A 20,331-nucleotide genomic window follows, 5' to 3' on the forward strand; every position below is an offset into this window, starting at 1 on the left:
CTAAGCGTGGAAATGCGCCTATGACTCACCACAAGATTACTTCGAGTGAATTCCTGCCTTCACTCGAAATTCGCCGCATGGCTTAACGAGGTGAACACCCCCACCGCAGAACCACTCCCCGCATTCGTCCCCTCCTCTTCCACAGGCGCACCTCGTATAGCAGACTTTGGTCAACATAATGACCGACGCGCCGAAGCTATCGAGGAGATGATCGTGCAGTACGCACCACATCTACCCGAAGCGCACTGGGCGCCGATCCGCGACTTCGTCACCGGATGCGTCCGAGACGCGGTTCCGCCCAACGTCAAATGGGCGCAGGACGCCCTGGGTTTCACAGCGCGCTACGTTCACTGGGCGACGACTGTCGCGGCGATTCCCCTGGACCGCCTCGACATGTTCCATCCGACCGTCATCCACCGGTTCGCCCTCACCTACACGAGCGTCAAGAGCCGTCAGATCGCCGAAGCTCGGCTCCACCGCATCCGCGAAGCGCTCGGCGAAGACGCCGAGGCCCGTCGGGTGCGGGTCAAAGTCACGGACGCCCGCCCTTACAACTCAACTGACCTTCCCGGCTTGTTCAGTTGGGTCGCGACCCAACGGACACCGTCCACGCGTCGGGACGGATGTGCCCTCCTAGGGTTCTGTGGCGGTGCGGGACTCCGAGCCGTCGAATTAGTCGAACTCCGTGCGTCCGATGTCATCACCACAGACGACGGTTACCTCGTTCAGGTTTCCGGTAAGTACCCGCGTCAGATCCCGGTGAGACGCGGGTGGGAAAAACCCGTCGAGGAAGCACTCGAAGGACTCGACCCCGACAGGCTCATCGCCGTGCCCCATATCAAGGCTGAGGGCCGCCTAAAGGCGCTTGCCAGCTTCGGACGACGTGCCGAGGGCAACGCTCCCCGTGCCGCACGCCTCAGGGTCACCTGGATTACCGAACTCGTCAACGTTCTCCCCCTCGGCAGTCTCGTGCACGCGGCCGGTTACAACAGCCCAGCCTCGCTCGTCCGGTACATGGGACACGCGGACCAGGTTCCGCTCGAGGAGATGTACGAGGCGCTGCGCGGGCCGGTGGTCACCTCATGAGCCTCACGCAACCGGAAGAGTTGCAGGACGAGCTCTTCTCTGTCCTGTTCGACGAAGATTCCATCACGTCGGGGTCCGGTAAGACCACGAAGTTCACCGCTCAGGACGTGGAACTTGCCGGGCGGCGCATCGACGCGGCCGGCGTCCTCCCGAAGATCGCAGAATGGCGCGCCGAGGACCGATACATGAAACGCGGCGGTGGTCGCCCGTCACTACTCGACGACCGCGCCATCCTCATTGTCTCGCTCATGCTCATGGTCGAAGGCTCCCGACTGTTCGTCACAGAGATGAGGAACGTATTCCACTACCGTCTCACCGATGACGCGCGTGTCGCCCTCGGCGTAGCCGGAATCATCAACACGGGCGAGCACCACAAAGACGCCGACGGTTGGTACCACCGCGTGTGGCGCAGCCTCCACAGCATGATCGACACATGGGACGGGTGGCCAGCACCTAAAGTCCTGTTGAACCGCGAAGAACGGGCCGAGGTTATGTCGCTCCGGGACAAGAACATGACGAAGCGGAAGCTTGAACGCAGCCGCTGGTTCACGAACGCGATGCTCGAGATGACGATCAAAGCTCAACCGCGCGACATCCGGCGAGCTTGGAAAGGCGCGATTTCCGCGGACCAGACGACAGTGAAGGCCCCCAGCCAGAAGAAACGGTGGAGACGGGACGAGAAAACACGTCAGGAGGTACCGAAGTACAACCTGAAAACTCGTGAGGAGATCGCCAAATGGGTGATGGAGATCGATGCTGACCTGTACCCCATCGACAAGAGTGCCGAACAGAAGGACCATGACGCCGCTACCGCCCCTAGTGCCCCGAACGCGAAGAAGCGCTCCCCCGGTTACAAATGGGAGCTCACCTACATGGCAAACCTCTTCATCCAGGTCGCAGAGCAACCCGGAGTCGCCCCCGGCCACCCGCAACTGATCATCGCAGCGAGCCTCGGCACACCAAACAAGGACACCGCAGAACACACTCTCGCTGCCATCGTTTCGGTCAAGGAACGCGGGCACCACATCAGCCGACTGACCGTCGACCGGGGATACAACGGTGGCATGAAGGCCGAAGACTTCCACATCCCGATGAAAGCCATGAACGTACCTCTCGTCGTCGACTACAAAGTCACGCAGAAAGGGATCAAGGGCGGCAAAGGCGGCGCCATACAAGTCGAAGGCGCGCACTATTGCCCAGCGACACCCAAGCAACTTCTCGAAGCGACACCTGAGATGGACCAGCAACTCATCGACTTCCACACCTACCGGGCCAGAATCGAGGAGCGCCGGAACTACCGGCTCAAGCCAAAAGAGAAACCAGACGAGCAAGGCAACCAGCCGATGATGTGCCCGGCTTTCGGGCCCACGGCTACCGTCGAATGCCCCTGGCGCGAGAAGCACCCAAAGTCCTCAGCGAAGCCGAAAGCTGTCATCCTCAAACGAAACCTCCCTGCGAAACCGGACCGAATCTGCAAGCAGGTCTCAGTCAGCTTCCACGCACTCGACGGAGTAGAGCACGACCAGCTCCTCCACTACGGCAGCGACGAATGGGCGAGAACCTACGCCCATGACCGCAACAGCATGGAAAGCATGAACGAGTACCTGAAAGATGGTCCCGAAGATCTCCGAAACTCCGCCTCGCGCCGACTCCGCGGGATGGCCGCTCAGCAATACCTCATCACAATGATGCTCGTCACCGCCAACCTCAGGAAAATAGCCCGCTTCATACTCGAACAGAAACGCCCTAGGCCGAAAAGCAAGCCAAAGGAAGGGCGCCGACGGGACCGCTTAGGAATGAGCGCGTACGTCCGCTGGCGGGAGAGGGTCGAAGCGGTCGAGACACTGCCCGACCTGCCGCCACCCGACATTCCGCAGCAAATCTAGACCACTCGCGTCACACATCAATTCACCCAAAGTTCAGCAGGACACTTCGGCGCGCCGCAAAAGAGTTGAACGCCCGACACAACGGTTGAGTGAGCGCCGAATGCCACTGCTCATGGTCCCAAAGAAGATCCAACGATGACGATAATGCCGTCCGAGTGACCAGGCAGAGGGTGGAAACTAAGAAAGGCCCCCGGAAAACCGGGGGCCTTTCCTTTCGAGCCGAGTTTCACAAACGGAACTCGCGAGTTCCGCGATCAGCCCTGACGCGGAGACGGTGGGATTTGAACCCACGGTACCCAATAAAGGGTACTCCACCTTAGCAGGGTGGTGCACTAGGCCGAACTATGCGACGTCTCCTCGCGCCTTCGCAGACGCACGTCAGCCATCATAACGGCACGACACGCGGATCGCAGATTCGTCCCCCGAAGTCGGGCGACGCGCCGGGCGAACGGCTCTACTTGTCCCCCAACGAGGGGACACACTAGAGTTCCGAGTAGTACCCGAGCAGGCCGTCCCCGACGGCCGGCTACCCCCGACGGGTGCTCGCTTCACCGATCGAGGACCAACGCCCCCCATGCCGCGCCCGCACCCGTCTCGTTCCGACCTGCCGGTCTATCGTCGCGCGCGCCCGTGGGTAGGCCGATTCCTCCGCGGTGAGAGCGGTAAGAACTCTCATTTGCGTCATTTCGGGTTGACCGCAGTGAGATAGACGAGCCCCCGCAGGCATTGGGTGTGCCACGCGGGGGTTCGTCGCCTTTGTTCGTGACGCGGGTTCGTTCGGGCCCGCCCGTGTACCCCAATTGCCACCGGTACGCATTCGCCACCGGCCGGCGTCGCAACCAGCACCGGTGGGCGTCGCGTCAGTCCTTGCGGCCGTCGGAGCAGGTGTAGTCGGCGGCGGTCTGCCCGGTCACCGACGGCGGAAGTACGGGCACCTCCGGGGTGGCGGGCGCACCCGGTGTCGCGGTCGCGGTCGGGGCGGCGGGCGCATCCGGGGCCGCGTCGACGGGAGCGGCGGTGGCATCCGGGGCCGGGGCGACGGGCGTCGCATCGGGGTCGGCGACCGACCCGATGCTCTCCGCCTCCGGCGACAGCGCGAACCGTTCATCGGCCTTGATGAGCGCGAACATCTCGTCCGCGGCCTCCTGCAGCGGTTGCACCCTGCCCGCGTAGATTCCCGTACCGGCGGTGGTGCCGGGGTACTGCACGAAGGCGACGCTCTCCAGCGGGATGTCCCGCAGAGTGAGCGCGATCGAGACCAGGGTGTCGTAGTTGGCGAGGCTCGTGGAGAGGTTCATGTTGTTCACGGCCGCTCGCGCGAGTCCGTACAGCTTCGCGGGATCGCTCAGGGTCTCCGAGCTCTTCACCGTGCGCACGAGGGAGGACAGGAACACCTGCTGATTGCTGATGCGGCCGAGGTCGCTGCCGTCGCCGACGCCGTGGCGCGTGCGGAGGAACTGAAGGGCATCCATCCCCTGCAGCTCGTGCTCACCGGCGGCGAGCGACAGACCCGTGTAGCTGTCGCGGATCGGCTCGGCCACGCAAACGGGCACGCCGCCGATGGCGTTCGACATCTCGATCACACCGTTGAACTGGATCTCCGCGGCGTACGGCACATCGAGGTCGGTCAGCGCCTCGACCGTCTCCACGACGCACGCGAGTCCACCGCGGGAGAGCGTCTGATTGATGGCTTCGGCATCGTCGGCGGGGAAGACGGTGCCGTCCTCGCCGGTGCACTCCGGGATGGGCACGATCAGGTCGCGGGGGAAGCTCACCACCACGGCATTGCTGTGGTCCTCGGCGATGTGCATGAGCATGGTGACGTCGTTGAGCTCGTCCTCCCGCACGCCGTACTGCGGGTCGCCCTCGCCGCTGTCGCTGCCGACCAGGAGGAGGTTCACCCCGCCCTCGAACTCTCCGATCTCCGGCAGTTCGCCGTCACCGTTGCCCGAGATGTCCACACTGTTGCGTTGGATGGTGCGGTCGAGATCCCACAGGGCGATCGCCGCGACCGATCCGCCGCTCACGAGAACGACGGCGAGAACGATCGAGATCCCCTTGATCAGGGAAAGGAGCGGATTCGAACGCTTCAGTCTCCCGTGGCGGGCGATGCTCGACACGCGATCACGCCGAGGCGCGCGCGAGGGAGCGTCGCTCATTCCGATCCTTTCGTCCGTGGCCCAGAACAGAGGCGGCGCTGGTGCCGCGGTCGCTCCCGGGATGTGCGGAGGGCGTGGGATTCGAACCCACGAGACATTTCTGCCCACCAGTTTTCAAGACTGGCTCCATCGGCCGCTCGGACAGCCCTCCATGTGCGCCGCACTCGCGTCGACCGGGCGGACGCGGGCGCAACAAGCCCCGAGTGTAATGGATGCTCGTGCGAAACCGCTGGCCCGCGTTCGCGGGCTGCGGGGGGGGGTCAGCGGATGCTGGACAGTGCCGCCGCGAGGCCGTCTGAGGTGACGGGCGCCGTGACCTCCGAGCTCGCGCCGATGACATCGTCGGGCGCCTGCCCCATGGCGATCGCGCGACCGGCGACCTTCGCCCAGTCGAACATGTCGATGTCGTTCCGGCCGTCTCCGGCGACGACGATGCGGGTGCGGGGGATGTCGAGGAGCTCGCGCACGCGCTCCAGAGCCGTTCCCTTATTCACCCCGTCGGGCGCGATGTCGAGCCAGGCCGTCCAGCCGATCGCGTAGCTGACCCGGTGGAGCCCCATCCGCTCGACGACGGCGAGGAAATCCTCCATGTCGTGCCCGGGCGATACGACCACCACGCGGGTGGCGGGCTGATGCAGCAGGTCCTCGAACTCGACTTGCTCGCCGTTGCGGTCGGCGATGCCGCCGGGAAAATCGCCCCCCGCGTAGAGGTACTTGCCCTCCTCGTCCTCCACCGCGAACCGACCGCTCTTGAGGTGCGATCGGATGCGCTGCAGCACGTCGGTCGGGTCGAAAGTCTCCACGAAGCGACGGCGGTATCCCATCGGGGCGGTCGAGTCTCGCTGCAGGGTGATCGCGCCATTGGAGCACACCACGTACTCGGGCGTAAGGCCGAGCCGGTCGAGGATGGGGAGCGTGTCGGCGACGGAACGTCCCGTCGCGAGCATGACCTCGTGGCCGGCGGCGGCCACCCGCTGCACCTCGTCGACGACCGCGTCGCTCAGCGAGCCGTCCATGCCGAGCACGGTGCCGTCGATGTCGAGTGCGACGAGGAGGCGGTCGGGACGGTGCACGCGGTCGGCGCGAGGCGCGGTCTCGGCGGACATCAGTTGCTCCCCGTCGGCACGAGCACGTCGAGTCCGCCGAGGTAGGGACGGAGCGCCTCGGGCACCACGACACTGCCGTCGGCCTGCTGGTGCGTCTCGAGCAGGGCGACGATCCACCGGGTGGTGCCGAGCGTGCCGTTCAGCGTGGCGACCGGCGCCGTCTTGCCGGTCTCCGTGCGGGACCGGATGTCGAGACGACGGGCCTGGTACGTGGTGCAGTTCGAGGTGGAGGTGAGTTCGCGGTAGGCGTTCTGCGTGGGAATCCACGCCTCCACGTCGAATTTGCGGGCCGCGCTCGACCCGAGGTCGCCGGCCGCGGTGTCGATGACCCGGTAGCTGAGGCCGAGGTCCTGCAGGATGCCCTCCTGGTGCGCGAGGAGCCGCTCGTGCTCGGCTTCGGCATCCGCCGGGTCGACGTAGCTGAACATCTCGAGCTTCGTGAACTGATGCACCCGGATGATGCCGCGGGTGTCCTTGCCGTACGACCCGGCCTCGCGCCGGTAGCAGGTGGACCAGCCGACGTAGCGGAGGGGTCCGTCCGACAGGTTGAGGATCTCGTCGCTGTGGTAGCCGGCGAGCGCCACCTCGCTCGTCCCGGTGAGGTAGAGGTCGTCGTCCTTGAGGGAGTACACCTCGTCGGCGTGCTCGCCGAGGAAGCCGGTGCCGCTCATGATCTCGGGCTTGACGAGGGTGGGGGTGATCATCGGGATGAAGCCGGCCGCGATCGCGCGGTCGAGTCCCATGTTCATGATGGCGAGCTCCAGCCGCGCCCCGATGCCGGTGAGGAACGAGAAGCGCGCGCCCGACACCTTGGCGCCGCGGGCCATGTCGATCGCGCCGAGAGCCTCGCCGAGGGCGAGGTGGTCGAGCGGTTCGAAGTCGAAGGTGGGGATGTCGCCGACCTCGCGCACGAGCTCCCAGTCGTCTTCGCCACCCGCCGGCACGCCGTCGAGCACGATGTTCTGGATGCCGCGGACCACCGTGGTGAAGTCCGCCTCCGCATCCTGCGAGCGCTGCGCCGCATCCTTCACCGAGGCGGCGAGCTGCTGCACCTCGGCGATCAGCGCCTTCTTCTCGTCGGCGGGCGCCTGCGCCACCCGCTTACCGAAGGCGTTCTGCTCGGCGCGCAGGCGCTCGAAGTCGGCGATGGCGCTGCGGCGCACTCCGTCCGCTTCCAGCGCCCGGTCGACGAGCTCCACGGAGGACCTCCGCGCCTCCTGCGAAGCCTTGACGAGGTCGGGGTTTTCGCGGAGGAGCTGCGGATCGATCACCTCTCCACCCTACTTGCCATGCCGTACCGTTGAATCGTGCCCCCCGCCCCGTCCGCGCCCTCCTCTCCCTCTCCTTCTGCCCTTCGCAACACGGCGGCCGTGGTGTACAACCCCATCAAGGTGGACCTCGCCGCCCTGAAGCGCACCGTCGAGGCGGCGGAACGCGAGGCCGGCTGGGCGAAGACGCTCTGGTACGAGACGTCGGTGGAGGATCCGGGCGGCGCGGTGACCCGCGAGGCCCTCGCCGCGGGTGCCGACGTGGTGATGGCGGCGGGCGGTGACGGCACGATCCGCGCCGTGGCCGAGGCGCTCCGGAACAGCGGCGTGCCCATCGGTCTGCTGCCGTCGGGCACCGGCAACCTGCTCGCACGCAATTTGAAGCTCACCCTCGACAACGTGGAGGAGTCGGTGCGCACCGCCTTCACCGGCGACGACCGACGGATCGACCTCGGGGTGGCCACGCTCCAGCGCGAGAACGGCACCCGCGATCAGCACATCTTCCTGGTGATGGCCGGCATGGGCCTCGACGCGAAGATGATCGCCAACACCAGTGACGAGCTCAAGGCCAAGGTGGGCTGGCTCGCCTACGTGGATGCGATCGTGCGCTCGCTCCGCGACAGCAACGCCCTGCGGATGCGCTTCACCCTCGACGACAACGGCCCGCGAACACTGCGCGCGCATACGATCCTGATCGGCAACTGCGGGTCGCTCCCCGCCAACATCCTGCTGCTGCCCGACGCCGCGGTCGACGACGGGGAGTTCGACATCGTGGCCCTGCGGCCCGAGGGGCTGTTCGGCTGGGTGCAGATCTGGGTGAAAATCGTGTGGGAGAACGGGGTGCTGCGCCGCAGCAGCGTCGGCCGCAAGATCATGGGCATGACCAAAGAGGTGCGGACCCTGCGCTACATGAAGGGCAAGGAGCTCGTGGTGCGGCTCGACCGCCCCGAGGATGTGGAGCTGGACGGCGACAGCTTCGGCAACGCGTCCGCCATGCGCGTGCGCGTCGACCACCTGGGCCTCACCGTGAAGGTGCCCGCCACGGCGTCGTAGCCCGGCCCCGCTGAGCCCGCCCGGGCCGGCCCGGCCCGGCATCCCATCCATTGGGCGATTGATCCGGCATCGGGACGCTCCATCCCGGATTAATCGCTCACTCAGTCCTGCTGCTAGCAGGGCCGGGGTCAGTCGAGGAGGGCGCGGAGCCAGTCCCGTGCCTCGAGGAAGACCGAGTCGTCGTAGCGCTCGCGGTACGTGCTCGGTGCGCGGTCGGCCCGCGGATACGAGCCGAGGAAGGTGACCCGGGGGCTGAACCGACGGAGCCCGAGCAGCGCATCGGCGACGCGTTCGTCGTGCACGTGCCCTTCGGCGTCGATCACGAAGCGGTAGCGACCGAGCGCGTCACCGATCGGGCGCGACTGGATGAGGGTGAGATTCACCCCCCGGGTGGCGAACTGCTCGAGCATCTCGAGCAGGCCACCGGCACGGTCGTCCGGGAGCTCCACGATCACGCTGGTCTTGTCGGCGCCGGTGCGCGCCGGCAACTGCGACGATCGCCCGACGAGCACGAACCGCGTGACGGCGTTCGGATTGTCCTCGATGCCGGACGCGAGCAGCTCGACGTCGTAGGAGTCGACGATCCCGGGAGGCGCGATCGCCGCTTCGGCGATGCTCGCGAGAGAGCCCGACTCCGGGTCGGGCAGCAGCGAGATCGCGGCCGCCACGTTGGAGGTCGCCGGGATGTGCCCCGCCGACGGCAGCGTCGCATCCAGCCAGGCCCGGCACTGCCCGTAGGCCACCGGGTGGGCGTGGATCGTGCGCACGTCGGCGAGGGTAGTGCCCGGACGGCCGACGAGCACGAAGTTCACGGGCACGAGGTACTCGCCGAGGATGCGGAGGTTCGGCACGTGGGCGAGCGCGTCCTGCGTGGCGGTGACGCCGCCCTCCACGGTGTTCTCGATCGCGATCATGGCGGCGACGCTCCGGCCCGACACGACGTCGGCGAGCGCCTCCCCCACGTTGTTGACCGAGCGCCACAGCTTGCCGCGGGCGTCCTCGACCTGTGCGAGCGCTGCCTCGGTGAAGGTGCCCGACGGCCCGAGGTAGCTGTAGGCGTCACCGTCGGACGCGTCGGCAGGCACCGGCGAGGGAGGGGGCACAGTCATGCACAAAACCCTAGGGCACGCGTTCGCGGCGGCATTCCGGGGCGATCCCGGGCTCGATCCCCCCTCGAAGGTCGCTGCGGTGCCAGTATGGGCACATGAGTGAGCGCGCCGGAACCCCCGCCCAGGCATCCGATCTGATCGACGCAGACGCCCTGCTGAAGGCGTACTGGAGTCAGAAACCAGACGTGAGCAATCCGGAACAGCGGGTGGTGTTCGGCACCTCCGGTCACCGCGGCAGCGCCTTCACCACCGCATTCAACGAGGACCACATCGCCGCGATCACGCAGGCGATCGTGGAGTACCGCACGGAGCAGGGCACCGACGGTCCGCTGTTCATCGGCATCGACACCCATGCGCTCTCGACACCGGCGCTCACCACGGCGCTCGAGGTGCTGGTGGGCAACCAGGTGCGCGTGCTCGTCGACCAGTACGACAACTACTGCCCCACGCCCGCGCTGTCCCACGCGATCCTCGCCTACAACCGCGACCTCGCCGCATCGGGCTCGGACGCCGGGAACGGTGCGGGCACCGGGCAGGCCGACGGCATCGTGGTGACGCCCAGCCACAACCCGCCCGCGGATGGCGGCTTCAAGTACAACCCGCCGCACGGTGGCCCGGCGGACAGCGACGCCACGGGGTGGATCGCCAACCGCGCGAACGAGATCATCGAGGGCGGCCTCCGCGACGTGAAGCGCGCGGAACCGAGCGCCGTGGAGACCTACGACTACATGGGCCGTTACGTCGACGATCTCGAGAACATCATCGACATGAAGGCCATCCGCGAGTCGGGCATCCGCATCGGTGCGGACCCGTTGGGCGGTGCCTCCGTGGCGTACTGGGCGGCCATCGCCGAGCGGTACGAGCTCGACCTCACGGTGATCAATCCCCACGTCGACGCCACCTGGAGCTTCATGACGCTCGACTGGGACGGGAAGATCCGCATGGATCCGTCGTCGCCGTCGGCCATGGCATCCGTGCTCGCCCACAAGGACGACTACGACATCGTGACCGGCAATGACGCGGATGCCGACCGGCACGGCATCGTGACCCCCGACGGCGGTCTGATGAACCCGAACCACTACCTCGCCGTGGCCATCGACTACCTGTACCGCACCCGCACCGGCTGGCGCGAGGACGCGGCCATCGGGAAGACGCTCGTGTCGTCGACGATCATCGACCGCGTGGCGGAGTCCCTCGGACGTCGCCTGTGGGAGGTGCCGGTCGGCTTCAAGTGGTTCGTGCCCGGCCTGGTCGACGGATCGGTCGGCTTCGGCGGCGAGGAGTCCGCCGGTGCGAGCTTCCTGCGTTTCGACGGCACCGTGTGGACCACCGACAAGGACGGCATCCTCCTTGCTCTGCTCGCGGCCGAGATCCGCGCCTTGACCGGCAAGAGCCCGTCGCAGCTGTATGCGGAGCTGACGGAGAAGTTCGGCGACCCGGTGTACGAGCGGGTGGATGCCGTGGCGTCGAAGGCGCAGAAGGCCGCGCTCGGCAAGCTCGACGGCGACGCGATCACCGCAACGGAACTGGCGGGAGACCCGATCACGGCGAAGCTCAGTCGCGCGCCGGGCAACGATGCCGCGGTTGGCGGCGTGAAGGTCGTGACGGAGAAGGCATGGTTCGCGGCGCGGCCGTCGGGCACCGAGGACGTGTACAAGATCTACGCCGAGTCGTTCGGAGGCATCGATCACCTGCACGAGGTGCAGGCCGAGGCGAAGCGGATCGTCGACGAGGCGATCTCCGGCGCCTAGCCCGACGCGGCCCGTCGAAGGGGCCCACGGTCCCTGAGCCTGTCGAAGGGACGGCACACACGCCGGTCGCGTCCCCGAGACACGGTCCCTGAGCCTGTCGAAGGGACGGCACACACGCCGGTCGCGTCCCCGAGACACGGTCCCTGAGCCTGTCGAAGGGACGGCACACACGCCGGTCGCGTCCCTTCGACGAGCTCAGGGACCGTACGGGCGCGTCCTGGAGACACGGTCGCCGAACACGGCGAGCGTCCCTTCGACGAGCTCAGGGACCGTACGGGCGCGTCCTGGAGACACGGTCGCCGAACACGGCGAGCGTCCCTTCGACGAGCTCAGGGACCATACCTGCGCGTCCCCGAAACACGGTCCCTGAGCCTGTCGAAGGGACGGCACGCACGCCAGTCGCGTCCCCGAGACACGGTCCCTGAGCCTGTCGAAGGGACGGTACGCACGCCGGTCGCGTCCCTTCGATGAGCTCAGGGACCGTACGGGCGCGTCCTCGAGACACGGTCGCCGAACACGGCGAGCGTCCCTTCGACGAGCTCAGGGACCGTACGGGCGCGTCCTCGAGACACGGTCGCCGAACACGGCGAGCGTCCCTTCGACGAGCTCAGGGACCGTACGGACTCGTGCCGCAGACGCGGCCGCCGCAGGCGCTAGGGAACGCTCCAGAACGCCGCATAGGCGTTGGGGTGCTCCACGGTGATGGTGTTGTCGAAGTCGCGGAAGTCGTGGTCGAGGTTGTGACCCACCATGAGGATGCGCTGCTTCCCATCCACGACCTCGACCGCGGAGACGATCTGCGTGTGGTCCAGGGAGTCGTTGAGGTTCCAGTCGAAGACGACGATGTCGCCCACCTTCACCTGATCGCGCTGCTCGATGCTGAGCGGGGTGATGCCCAGGGTGTCGGCGTTGGCCCGCAGCCAGCGGTCGAAGGTGGGCACATGGATCCAGGCCGAGGTCCACTCGGCACCGCCCGAGCGGTTGTGCCACTCCTCGGTCATCTCCCAGCCCCGCTCGATGAGCGTCTGACTCACGAAGTTGACGCAGTCGCCGCCGATGGGGTTCATGTCGCCGTAGGCCGCGAGATTGTAGTTGTTCCAGTGCGCGAGGGCGTACCTCATCTGCCGGTCGACGGGGGTCTGCACGGTGTAGCTGGCCGGCGCTGCTACCGGCGCGGAGGCACCGTCGGTCACCACCTGGATGTCGGCCGCGGCGGGCTGGAAGTTCGGGCTGCGGGGCGAGACGACCGTCACGCGCTCGTCGGACTCGACCGCGAGTTCGGTGCCGGGCACGCCGTTGAAGGTGACCACGGTCGCGTCGGCGAGGCCGGTTCCCTCGATGGTGACGCGCGCTCCCCCGCTGACCGGGAGCTCGGCAGGGCTGATGGCGGTCGCGGCGAGCGCGGCGGCGGTCTCCGCCTGCACGGGGTCACCCTGGGCGGCGTCTCCTGCGTCGGTGTCGGTGTCGGCCGTGTCGGCCTGCGCGGCATCCGCGTTGCTGGAAGCCGACTCCGGTGCAGCGACACCGCCGGCATCCGCGTCCGGTGCGGGCGAGCTGCAGCCCACCACGAGCAGCGCCATCGTCCCCAACGAGGTGAGTGCGAGAAGCGGATTGCGTCGAACCGGCATTCCACCGACCTTCCGAATCAGGGTGTCGAACCCCGCCATCGTAGCCGACGCACCTCCGCGCGCCACGGAGCCTGCGCATCACGGAGGGTGCGCGCGCTGCAGAAGGTGCACCCAGGCCGGAGGCGACGCCGCCCGCGATACCCTCGACGGTATCGTCGTCCGTTCCCCCGTCGGAGCGGGCGCGGCCCACATCCTGACCAGTGCGAGGGAGCAGCCCAGGCATGTCACAGCAGTTCGAAACCACGTCGAGTGCCCGAACGGGCGCGTTCCCCGATGACTTCCTGTTCGGGGTCGCGACAGCGGCTTACCAGATCGAGGGCGCGGCGCACGAGGACGGGCGCACCGACTCGATCTGGGATGCCTTCAGCCGCGTGCCCGGCGCCGTCGTGCGGGGCGAGAACGGCGAGGTCGCCTGCGACCACTACCACCGGTACCGGCAGGACGTGGCGATGATGGCCGACCTCGGCCTGCAGACGTACCGCTTCTCCACCTCGTGGTCGCGCGTGCGCCCGGATGGCGGCTCCGTGAACAAGAAGGGCCTCGACTTCTACTCCCGGCTGGTCGACGAGCTGCTCGAGAAGAACATCAAGCCGTGGCTCACCCTCTACCACTGGGACCTCCCCCAGGCGCTGCAGGAGAAGGGCGGGTGGGCGCACCGGGACACCGCGTATCGGTTCACCGATTATGCGGCGACCGTGCACGACGTGCTCGGCGACCGGGTGGACGCCTGGACCACGCTGAACGAGCCGTGGTGCGCGTCGTTCCTCAGCTACATCGGCGGCGAGCACGCGCCGGGCATCCAGGACCCGGCCACCGGATTGGCCGCGGCGCACCACCTGCTGCTCGCGCACGGGCTCACCATCGCCGAGCTCCGCAGCCGGGACGCATCCCTGGAACTGGGCGTCACTCTGAATCTCACCGTCGCCGACCCGGTGGATGCCGACAGCGAGGGCGACCTGGATGCCGCACGCCGCATCGACGGACAGTTCAACCGTTTCTTCCTCGACCCGATCTTCCGCGGCTCGTACCCCGCCGACGTACTGGCGGATGTCGACGCCTACGGCTTCGAGCGGCACGTGCGGGACGGCGACCTGCAGCTGATCGCGAGTCCGATCGACGTGCTCGGCGTGAACTACTACCACGGCGAAGCGGTGAGCTCCCGCCCGCCCAAGGCGCAGCAGATGTCGACGGCGGCTCCGTCGGAGCGGCCGAAGCGGTCGCCCTTCCCGGCCGCCGACGGCGTGTACTGGCATCCGCGCGGGCTCCCCGTCACCGCGATGGACTGGGAGGTGCAGCCGGAGGGACTCACCCGTCTCCTGCACCGGGTGAAGGACGAGTACGCGGGACCCGCCGGGGTGGCGCTCTACGTGACCGAGAACGGCGCCGCCTACAACGACGTGGTCACCGAGGACGGACGGGTGCACGACTCCGACCGGGTGGAGTTCCTGCGGCTGCACCTCGCCGCCATCCTCGATGCGATCGACGGCGGCGTGGATGTGAAGGGGTACTTCTACTGGTCGCTGATGGACAACTTCGAATGGGCGTGGGGGTACGCCAAGCGGTTCGGCCTGGTGCGGGTGGACTATCCCACGCAGGAGCGCACCCTCAAGGAGAGCGCGCTCGAGTACCGCCGCATCATCGCCGCCCGGGCGCTGTGACCCGGACGGCGATGGTGCTGTCGCGCGTTGTACGCAGGACGACGATGCTGCGGACGCGTACTGCTACCAGGATGCGACCGGCCAGCCGTCTTCCCAGTCCAGCCGCGTGAGCCCCAACTGGAACCCGCCGGCGAGGTCGGCGTCGTAGTAGTGGAACGCCAGCACTCCATCGGACACGGACTGACCGCCTGGCCCGATCCGCGTGCCGTCGGTGACGAGCACCGGGGTGCCGCCATCCTCGAGAAGCGGGACACCGCTCGCGTCGACGTAGGGTCCGCCCACCTCCGGTGACCGACCGACCGCGATGTTGTACGTGCTGTCGACGCCGCGGCAGCACGCATCCCGCGAGAAGAAGAGGTAGAAGTACCCGTCCCTCGCGAGGATGTAGGGCGCCTCGATCGCGTTCGGCGGAAACCCACGGTCGGCGAGACGCAGAGGCTCCGCGTCGTCGGCCCGCAACCCGCTCGGCCACTCCAGTTCGACCATGCGGAGGCCGCTCCAGAACGACCCGAGGCTGAGCCAGGGCGTGCCGTCGGCATCCTCGACGATCCCGGGATCGATGGCGTTGAAGTCGTCGCCCTCCGAGGTGATCACCGGTCCCTGATCGACCCATTCGTAACCGGGGTCGTCGGGGTCGAGGGTGGTGTTCGTGGCGAGCGCGATCACCGAGGTGTTGCTGCCGAAAGTGGACGCGGAGTAATAGAGGTACCAGGTGCCGTCATGCTCGTACAGCTCGGGCGCCCAGAGGTTGTCCACCCCGGGAACCGCCTCGGCGAGCCAGTCCGGCTTCTCGCCCCACACCTCGCCCGCGTAGGTCCACTCCTCCCCGCCGTCGTCGGACCGGCGAACCTGGATGCTCCCGTCGGCGACCTGCCCGTTGCCGGTGGAGTAGACGAACCAGGGCTCGCCCTCCCCGCCGGCGACGAGTGCGGGGTCATGCGTGGCGAGGTCGCCGGTCACCTCGAGCGGGCCGGGCTCGACGGCAGGAGCGCACCCGGCGAGAAGCGCCAGGCACCCGGCGAGGAGCGCAGCCCGCGCCCCTCGCCGGACGGCACTCACGCCAGGGCGAGTGCGGACCACGACACCGGCGGAAGCGTCACGGTCAGCACGCCGTCCTCCAGCGTCGCTCCGTCGAGCGACTTCAGGCCCACTCGGTTCTGGTCCTGCAGGGTGTTCTTCGCGTACACGTCGTCGTCGTGCAGCGAGACGGCCTCGCCGATCGAGGTGGCGTTCAGCTCGGTCACGTCGATCGAGACCTCGATCGACTCGGTCTGGCTGCGGTTCACGAGGAACACCGCGGAGGCGCCCGACTCGGAGTCCGCCGTGGCAACCGCATCCACCAGCGGCGCGCTGCCGTACACGGCGGTCTGGTAGGTGCCGACGTCGATGCGGGGGCGCAGCACCTCGCCGCGCGCGAGGCGCGAGGTGACGGAGAACGGGAAGAACGTGGTCTGGCGCCATGCCTCTCCGCCGGGCTCGGTCATGATCGGGGCGATCACGTTGACCAGCTGAGCGAGGGACGCGGAGGCCACCCGGTCGTGGTTCTTCAGCAGAGTGATCATCAGGTTGCCGAGCACCACGGCGTCGGCGACCGAGTACACGTCCTCGAGCTGACGGGGGGCGAAGCGCCACTCCTCGTTGACCTCGTCGGAGGCCTGGTGCTCGTCGAGGTACCAGATGTTCCACTCGTCGAACGACAGGTTGATCGTCTTGTCGCTGTGCAGCTTGTGCTTCACGTGGTCGGCCGTGGCGACGACGGTCTGGATGAAGTACTCCATGTTGAGCGACGATGCGAGGTAGGAGTCGAGGTCGCCCTTGCGCTCCTGGTAGTAGGCGTGGCACGAGATGTAGTCCACGTGCTCGTAGGCCGTCTCGAGCACGATGCGCTCCCAGTCGCCGAAGGTCGGCATGGACGAGCTCGACGAGCCGCAAGCCACGAGCTCGAGGTCCTTGTCGGCGGCCTTCATCGCCTGCGCGGTGCGCGCGGCGATCTTGCCGTAGTCCTCCGGGGTCATGTACCCGGTCTGCCACGGTCCGTCCATCTCGTTGCCGAGGCACCACATGCGGATGTTGTGGGGTTCCTCGGTGCCGTTGGCGATGCGCAGGTCGCTGAGCGCGGTGCCCGACGGGTGGTTGGCGTACTCGAGCACGTCGAGGGCGGCCTCGATGCCGCGCGTGCCGAGGTTCACCGCCATCATCAGTTCGGAATTGGTGAGCTTGCACCAACGGGCGAACTCGTCGAGGCCCACCTGGTTGGACTCGAGGGCGTGCCAGGCCAGGTCGCGGCGCACCGGACGCTGCTCGCGCGGACCGACGCTGTCCTCCCAGCGGTAGCCGGAGACGAAGTTTCCACCGGGGTAGCGGATGGTGCTGGAGCCGAGCTCCTTGACGAGCTCGACCACGTCGAGCCGGAAGCCGTCCTCATTGGCGGTGGGGTGTCCGGGCTCGTAGATGCCGTCGTACACGCACCGACCCAGGTGCTCCACGAACGAGCCGAAGATCCGGCGATTGATGGGGGCGACGACCGCCGAGCGGTCGATCACGATGCGTGCACTGGTCACGGGTATAGCTCCCTTATATTGTGCGGCGAAGTTCGCCGTCGTGGTGGTTCACGGGCCGCGGACCGGTCAGGCCGCGGAGGTTGCGGGACGGGCGCTCGCGCGAGCGGGCGCCGTGGCGTCGGTGGTCGGACGGGAGGGATGCGTGGGGTCGAGCGCGGCGAGCCGGTAGTCGACGATCCACCCGGCGAGGAGAAGCGGGAGCGAGGCACCGACGAGGGGCACGAGCACGCCGAACGCCATAAGGGCGATCGCGGTTGCCGCGAGGCACACCAGCAGGGCCGCGCTCATCGCCGGTGACACGAGCGGCAGGACGAGGGCATACCGCCACGTGCCGCGAACGGTGTCCCGGTAGCGCGAACACACCGTCACCGCGCTGGCCGCCGCGAGCACCGTGACGACGGCGGCCGCGAGGAAGAGCCCACCCAGCACGGCCCGCATCGGTGACGACGCGGTGGCGGGGTCGGCCGCCAGGATCGCGAACGCTCCGGCATCGAGAGCGAGGAGGGCCCCGGCCAGCCAGAACGGCACGGCGACGCGGTTCAGGTGCCAGAACTGCCCCCGGTACAGCGCGACGAACTCGCGAGGAATCGAGTCGATCGGATCCCCGGCGCGGAGCCGGGCGAGCAGCGTGGTGGTCGCCACCGCTGCGGGGAACGCACCGAGGAGAACGAAACCCACCAGCGTGCCCGCGATGAACAGCAGGTTGAGCACCACCAGCGACATGGCGAAGCGCAGCCACAGCATGAGTCGGCCCGCCCAGCCTCCCTCGGAGTCGTTCACGCTCAGTCCCCCTTCGTGCCGAACCAGACGACGCCGTCCGAACCCATCCCGCTGAATGATAAGGCCGCCCGACCGCGCGACGCATCCGCACTGCCGAAGACCACGGCATCGAGGTCGACGCCGTCGACCCGGATGCGCGCCTGCTCGGCCGCGGTTCCGAAGCGGCGGCCGGGCTCTCCGGCCGGCGACTCGAGGTGCACCGGTCGCGCGGGTACGAGCTCCGACGACTCGGGATCGAACCGCACCACGCGCCAGGTGCCGTCGAGCGGCTCGGTGGCGGGGAGCGCCTCGCTGTCCCGTCCGGCGAAGGGCTGCGGCGAGACGACCGGCCACCCCGCGGCCGTGAAGAACACGCGGCGCACGTGGGCCGTGTGCTCGGTCGGATTCCCCTCCACGCGCACGTGATGCACCATGAAGTACTCGTCGCCCGTGTCGGTCGGCTCGACGAGGATGGAGTTGTGGCCGGGTGCGAGCCAGCCGGTGTCACCGTCGAAGCGGTAGCTGCCGAGCACCTTCGTGCCGATGGCGTGCGGCGCGGATCCGAGATCCGCCATGTCGCGACCGTTGGCATCGCGATACGGTCCCGTGATGGCGTCGGCCACCGCCACCCGCACGTTGTACGTGGAGAAGAGCGAGTCGTAGGAGGCGAACAGCACGAAGCGGTCCTCCTGCCGGCGGTGGAGCACGAATGCGCCCTCGATCGCCCCGTCGACGGAGCGGGGCCGCCGGGCGATCACCGTGCCGTGGTCCCCGGGCTCGAGGGGTTCCCCGCTGTCGCGGCGGAGCGGCAGCGTGTAGATGCCGGAGAAGAACGACCCGTAGGTGAGCCACGGCGCGCCGTCCCGGTCGAACGTTATATTGGCGTCGATGGCGTTCTGCGTGTCCTCATCGGTGCGGGTGGCCACGACGATGCCGCGGTCCTCCCAGGGCCCGGCGAGGTCCGACGCCACGGCGAGCCCGATGGCCGACGTGCGCGACCCGAAGGTCGACGCCGAGTAGTACATGTGCCACCGCGGGTCCGCGCCCGGCCAGCGCATGACCTCGGGGGCCCACAGCATCCGGGCGTTCGCCCAGTCGGCGGCGGGCCGGGGGACGCCCGGCAGCGCAGTACCGGCGAAGGTCCACGTGACGAGGTCGGTCGACGTGCGCACGTGCACGCCGGTCGGCATGGTGTCGCGATCGGGCCCCGAGTCGGTCGAGAACATGTACCAGATGCCGTCGTCCCCGCGCACGACGGTGGGGTCGTGCGCGTGCCTCGCCCCCCAGGTGGAGGGGTCGGCCGGCGTCGCGGAGGCGCCGTCGACCTCAGTCGATTCGAGGGTCACGGCTCAGCCCTTCGCCCCGGTCAGCGCGACCGACTCGATGATCTGACGCTGGAAGACGATGAAGACGATGAGCACCGGCAGCAGCGCGATGAAGGAGGCCGCCATGATGAGAGGGTAGTCCGTCTGAATCGCGTACTGCGCGTTGAAGTTCGCGATCACGAGCTGCAGCGTCTGCCGGTCGGGCGAGTTCAGGTAGATGATCGGCGCGAGGTAGTCGTTCCACACGGCCATGAACCAGAGGATGAACTGCGCGGCGAGGGCCGGCTTGATCACCGGCAGGATCAGCCGGAAGAAGATCTGCAGGTACGACGCACCGTCGATCTTCGCCGCCTCGACGATGGAGTCGGGCACGGTCGCCAGGTACTGCCGCAGGAAGAAGATCATGATGATGTTGCCGAAGATGCCCGGGATGATGAGGGGCAGCAGGGTGTCGATCCAGCCGATGCTCGCGAAGAACATGAACTGCGGGATCATCAGCGTGGGGAACGGGATCATCAGTCCGGCGAGCAGGCTGAGGAACAGCACGTTCTTGAACGGCATCCGCATCTTGGCGAAGGCGAAGGCCGCGAGCGCCGACGCCAGCGATCCCACGATGGTGACCGAGCACGCCACGATGAGGCTGTTCTGGATACCGCTGAGGAGCGGACCGGCCGTCCACACCCGCACGTAGTTCTCCCACACGATCGGGTCCGGGAACCACTGCGGCGGAAGCGCGAAGACCCCGTCGCGGGTCTTCAGCGAGGTGGAGAAGGTCCACAGCAGCGGCGCGATCATCGCGACAGCCCCGATGGAGAGGAGCGCCGTCACGAGCGCGTTGCCGATGGCGTACCGCCCCTTGCGGGACAGCGGATTGCTCCGGACCGTCTTGCCCTGCGAGCCTTTGGTGATCGGCTCGCCGGGGGTGGCGCCGCGGGTGTGCAGCGGCGGGGGCGGCATTACTGGTGAAGTCGTCACGATGGCG

At 67.8% G+C, this 20,331-nt stretch carries 15 protein-coding genes and 2 tRNA genes; 5 read left to right on the forward strand and 12 right to left on the reverse strand.

Annotated elements, in window-relative coordinates:
* The first annotated feature begins 213 nt into the window (after positions 1–213).
* Positions 214–1,086 carry a site-specific integrase gene (locus tag EY822_RS04690; RefSeq protein WP_150307213.1) on the forward strand — a complete coding sequence of 291 codons (873 nt, stop codon included), beginning with the start codon at positions 214–216 and terminating at the stop codon, positions 1,084–1,086.
* Entirely contained in the window at positions 1,083–2,972 is a 1,890-nt protein-coding gene (locus EY822_RS04695; protein ID WP_150307214.1) for a hypothetical protein, read from the forward strand. Before EY822_RS04690 ends, EY822_RS04695 begins: the two co-directional genes overlap by 4 nt.
* A gap of 266 nt (positions 2,973–3,238) precedes the next feature.
* Here EY822_RS04695 and EY822_RS04700 read toward each other — a convergent pair.
* The 5 genes from EY822_RS04700 to serS form a co-directional block, all read right to left on the reverse strand.
* Positions 3,239–3,329, reverse strand: a tRNA-Ser gene (locus EY822_RS04700).
* A gap of 503 nt (positions 3,330–3,832) precedes the next feature.
* A complete protein-coding gene (locus EY822_RS04705) occupies positions 3,833–5,131 on the reverse strand; it encodes an LCP family protein (protein ID WP_150307215.1) in 1,299 nt (432 codons plus the stop codon).
* A 66-nt stretch (positions 5,132–5,197) separates the two neighbouring features.
* A tRNA-Ser gene (locus EY822_RS04710) sits at positions 5,198–5,282 on the reverse strand.
* 109 nt (positions 5,283–5,391) lie between these two features.
* The gene (locus EY822_RS04715; protein ID WP_150307216.1) at positions 5,392–6,237 is read right to left on the reverse strand and encodes an HAD family hydrolase; all 846 of its coding nucleotides are present in this window, start codon (positions 6,235–6,237) and stop codon (positions 5,392–5,394) included.
* Positions 6,237–7,508 carry a serine--tRNA ligase gene (gene serS, locus EY822_RS04720; protein ID WP_150307217.1) on the reverse strand — a complete coding sequence of 424 codons (1,272 nt, stop codon included), beginning with the start codon at positions 7,506–7,508 and terminating at the stop codon, positions 6,237–6,239. Before serS ends, EY822_RS04715 begins: the two co-directional genes overlap by 1 nt.
* 36 nt (positions 7,509–7,544) lie before the next feature.
* On the opposite strand from serS, the gene EY822_RS04725 reads away from it, so the two are divergent.
* Positions 7,545–8,558: a diacylglycerol/lipid kinase family protein gene (locus tag EY822_RS04725; RefSeq protein WP_150307218.1), complete on the forward strand. Its 1,014-nt coding sequence runs from the start codon at positions 7,545–7,547 to the stop codon at positions 8,556–8,558.
* Positions 8,559–8,686: 128 nt separating this feature from the next.
* On the opposite strand, the gene pheA is transcribed toward EY822_RS04725, so the two are convergent.
* On the reverse strand, positions 8,687–9,667 hold the full coding sequence (gene pheA, locus EY822_RS04730; RefSeq protein WP_150307219.1) for a prephenate dehydratase: 981 nt from the start codon (positions 9,665–9,667) through the stop codon (positions 8,687–8,689).
* Between the two features lie 95 nt (positions 9,668–9,762).
* Here pheA and pgm point away from each other — a divergent pair, with 95 nt between their 5' ends.
* A complete protein-coding gene (pgm, locus tag EY822_RS04735; RefSeq protein WP_150307220.1) occupies positions 9,763–11,418 on the forward strand; it encodes a phosphoglucomutase (alpha-D-glucose-1,6-bisphosphate-dependent) in 1,656 nt (551 codons plus the stop codon).
* 653 nt (positions 11,419–12,071) lie between these two features.
* Here pgm and EY822_RS04740 read toward each other — a convergent pair.
* On the reverse strand, positions 12,072–13,046 hold the full coding sequence (locus EY822_RS04740) for an amidase domain-containing protein (protein WP_227497033.1): 975 nt from the start codon (positions 13,044–13,046) through the stop codon (positions 12,072–12,074).
* 221 nt (positions 13,047–13,267) lie between these two features.
* On the opposite strand from EY822_RS04740, the gene EY822_RS04745 reads away from it, so the two are divergent.
* Positions 13,268–14,704, forward strand: coding sequence for a GH1 family beta-glucosidase (locus EY822_RS04745; protein WP_150307221.1), 1,437 nt, complete (start codon positions 13,268–13,270; stop codon positions 14,702–14,704).
* 63 nt (positions 14,705–14,767) lie between these two features.
* On the opposite strand, the gene EY822_RS04750 is transcribed toward EY822_RS04745, so the two are convergent.
* The 5 genes from EY822_RS04750 to EY822_RS04770 form a co-directional block, all read right to left on the reverse strand.
* A complete protein-coding gene (locus tag EY822_RS04750) occupies positions 14,768–15,763 on the reverse strand; it encodes an arabinan endo-1,5-alpha-L-arabinosidase (protein WP_150307222.1) in 996 nt (331 codons plus the stop codon).
* Complete coding sequence (arfA, locus tag EY822_RS04755; protein WP_150307223.1) at positions 15,760–17,265, reverse strand: arabinosylfuranosidase ArfA; 1,506 nt, start codon at positions 17,263–17,265, stop codon at positions 15,760–15,762. Before arfA ends, EY822_RS04750 begins: the two co-directional genes overlap by 4 nt.
* 66 nt (positions 17,266–17,331) lie before the next feature.
* Positions 17,332–18,045: a YesL family protein gene (locus EY822_RS04760; RefSeq protein WP_150307224.1), complete on the reverse strand. Its 714-nt coding sequence runs from the start codon at positions 18,043–18,045 to the stop codon at positions 17,332–17,334.
* A 2-nt stretch (positions 18,046–18,047) separates the two neighbouring features.
* Positions 18,048–19,370 carry an arabinan endo-1,5-alpha-L-arabinosidase gene (locus tag EY822_RS04765; RefSeq protein ID WP_227497034.1) on the reverse strand — a complete coding sequence of 441 codons (1,323 nt, stop codon included), beginning with the start codon at positions 19,368–19,370 and terminating at the stop codon, positions 18,048–18,050.
* Positions 19,371–19,373: 3 nt separating this feature from the next.
* The gene (locus EY822_RS04770) at positions 19,374–20,324 is read right to left on the reverse strand and encodes a carbohydrate ABC transporter permease (protein WP_227497035.1); all 951 of its coding nucleotides are present in this window, start codon (positions 20,322–20,324) and stop codon (positions 19,374–19,376) included.
* Positions 20,325–20,331: the final 7 nt, after the last annotated feature.

The organism is Planctomonas psychrotolerans (assembly GCF_008642235.1).
GTDB classification, from domain to species: domain Bacteria; phylum Actinomycetota; class Actinomycetes; order Actinomycetales; family Microbacteriaceae; genus Planctomonas; species Planctomonas psychrotolerans.

What these genes read in the sequence shown, in the direction of transcription:
- EY822_RS04740 (WP_227497033.1), bottom strand. Translation starts at nt 13,046, where the DNA reads ATGCCGGTTCGACGCAATCCGCTTCTCGCACTCACCTCGTTGGGGACG.
- EY822_RS04695 (WP_150307214.1), top strand. Translation starts at nt 1,083, where the DNA reads ATGAGCCTCACGCAACCGGAAGAGTTGCAGGACGAGCTCTTCTCTGTC.
- pheA (WP_150307219.1), bottom strand. Translation starts at nt 9,667, where the DNA reads ATGACTGTGCCCCCTCCCTCGCCGGTGCCTGCCGACGCGTCCGACGGT.
- EY822_RS04705 (WP_150307215.1), bottom strand. Translation starts at nt 5,131, where the DNA reads ATGAGCGACGCTCCCTCGCGCGCGCCTCGGCGTGATCGCGTGTCGAGC.
- pgm (WP_150307220.1), top strand. Translation starts at nt 9,763, where the DNA reads ATGAGTGAGCGCGCCGGAACCCCCGCCCAGGCATCCGATCTGATCGAC.
- EY822_RS04745 (WP_150307221.1), top strand. Translation starts at nt 13,268, where the DNA reads ATGTCACAGCAGTTCGAAACCACGTCGAGTGCCCGAACGGGCGCGTTC.
- EY822_RS04715 (WP_150307216.1), bottom strand. Translation starts at nt 6,237, where the DNA reads ATGTCCGCCGAGACCGCGCCTCGCGCCGACCGCGTGCACCGTCCCGAC.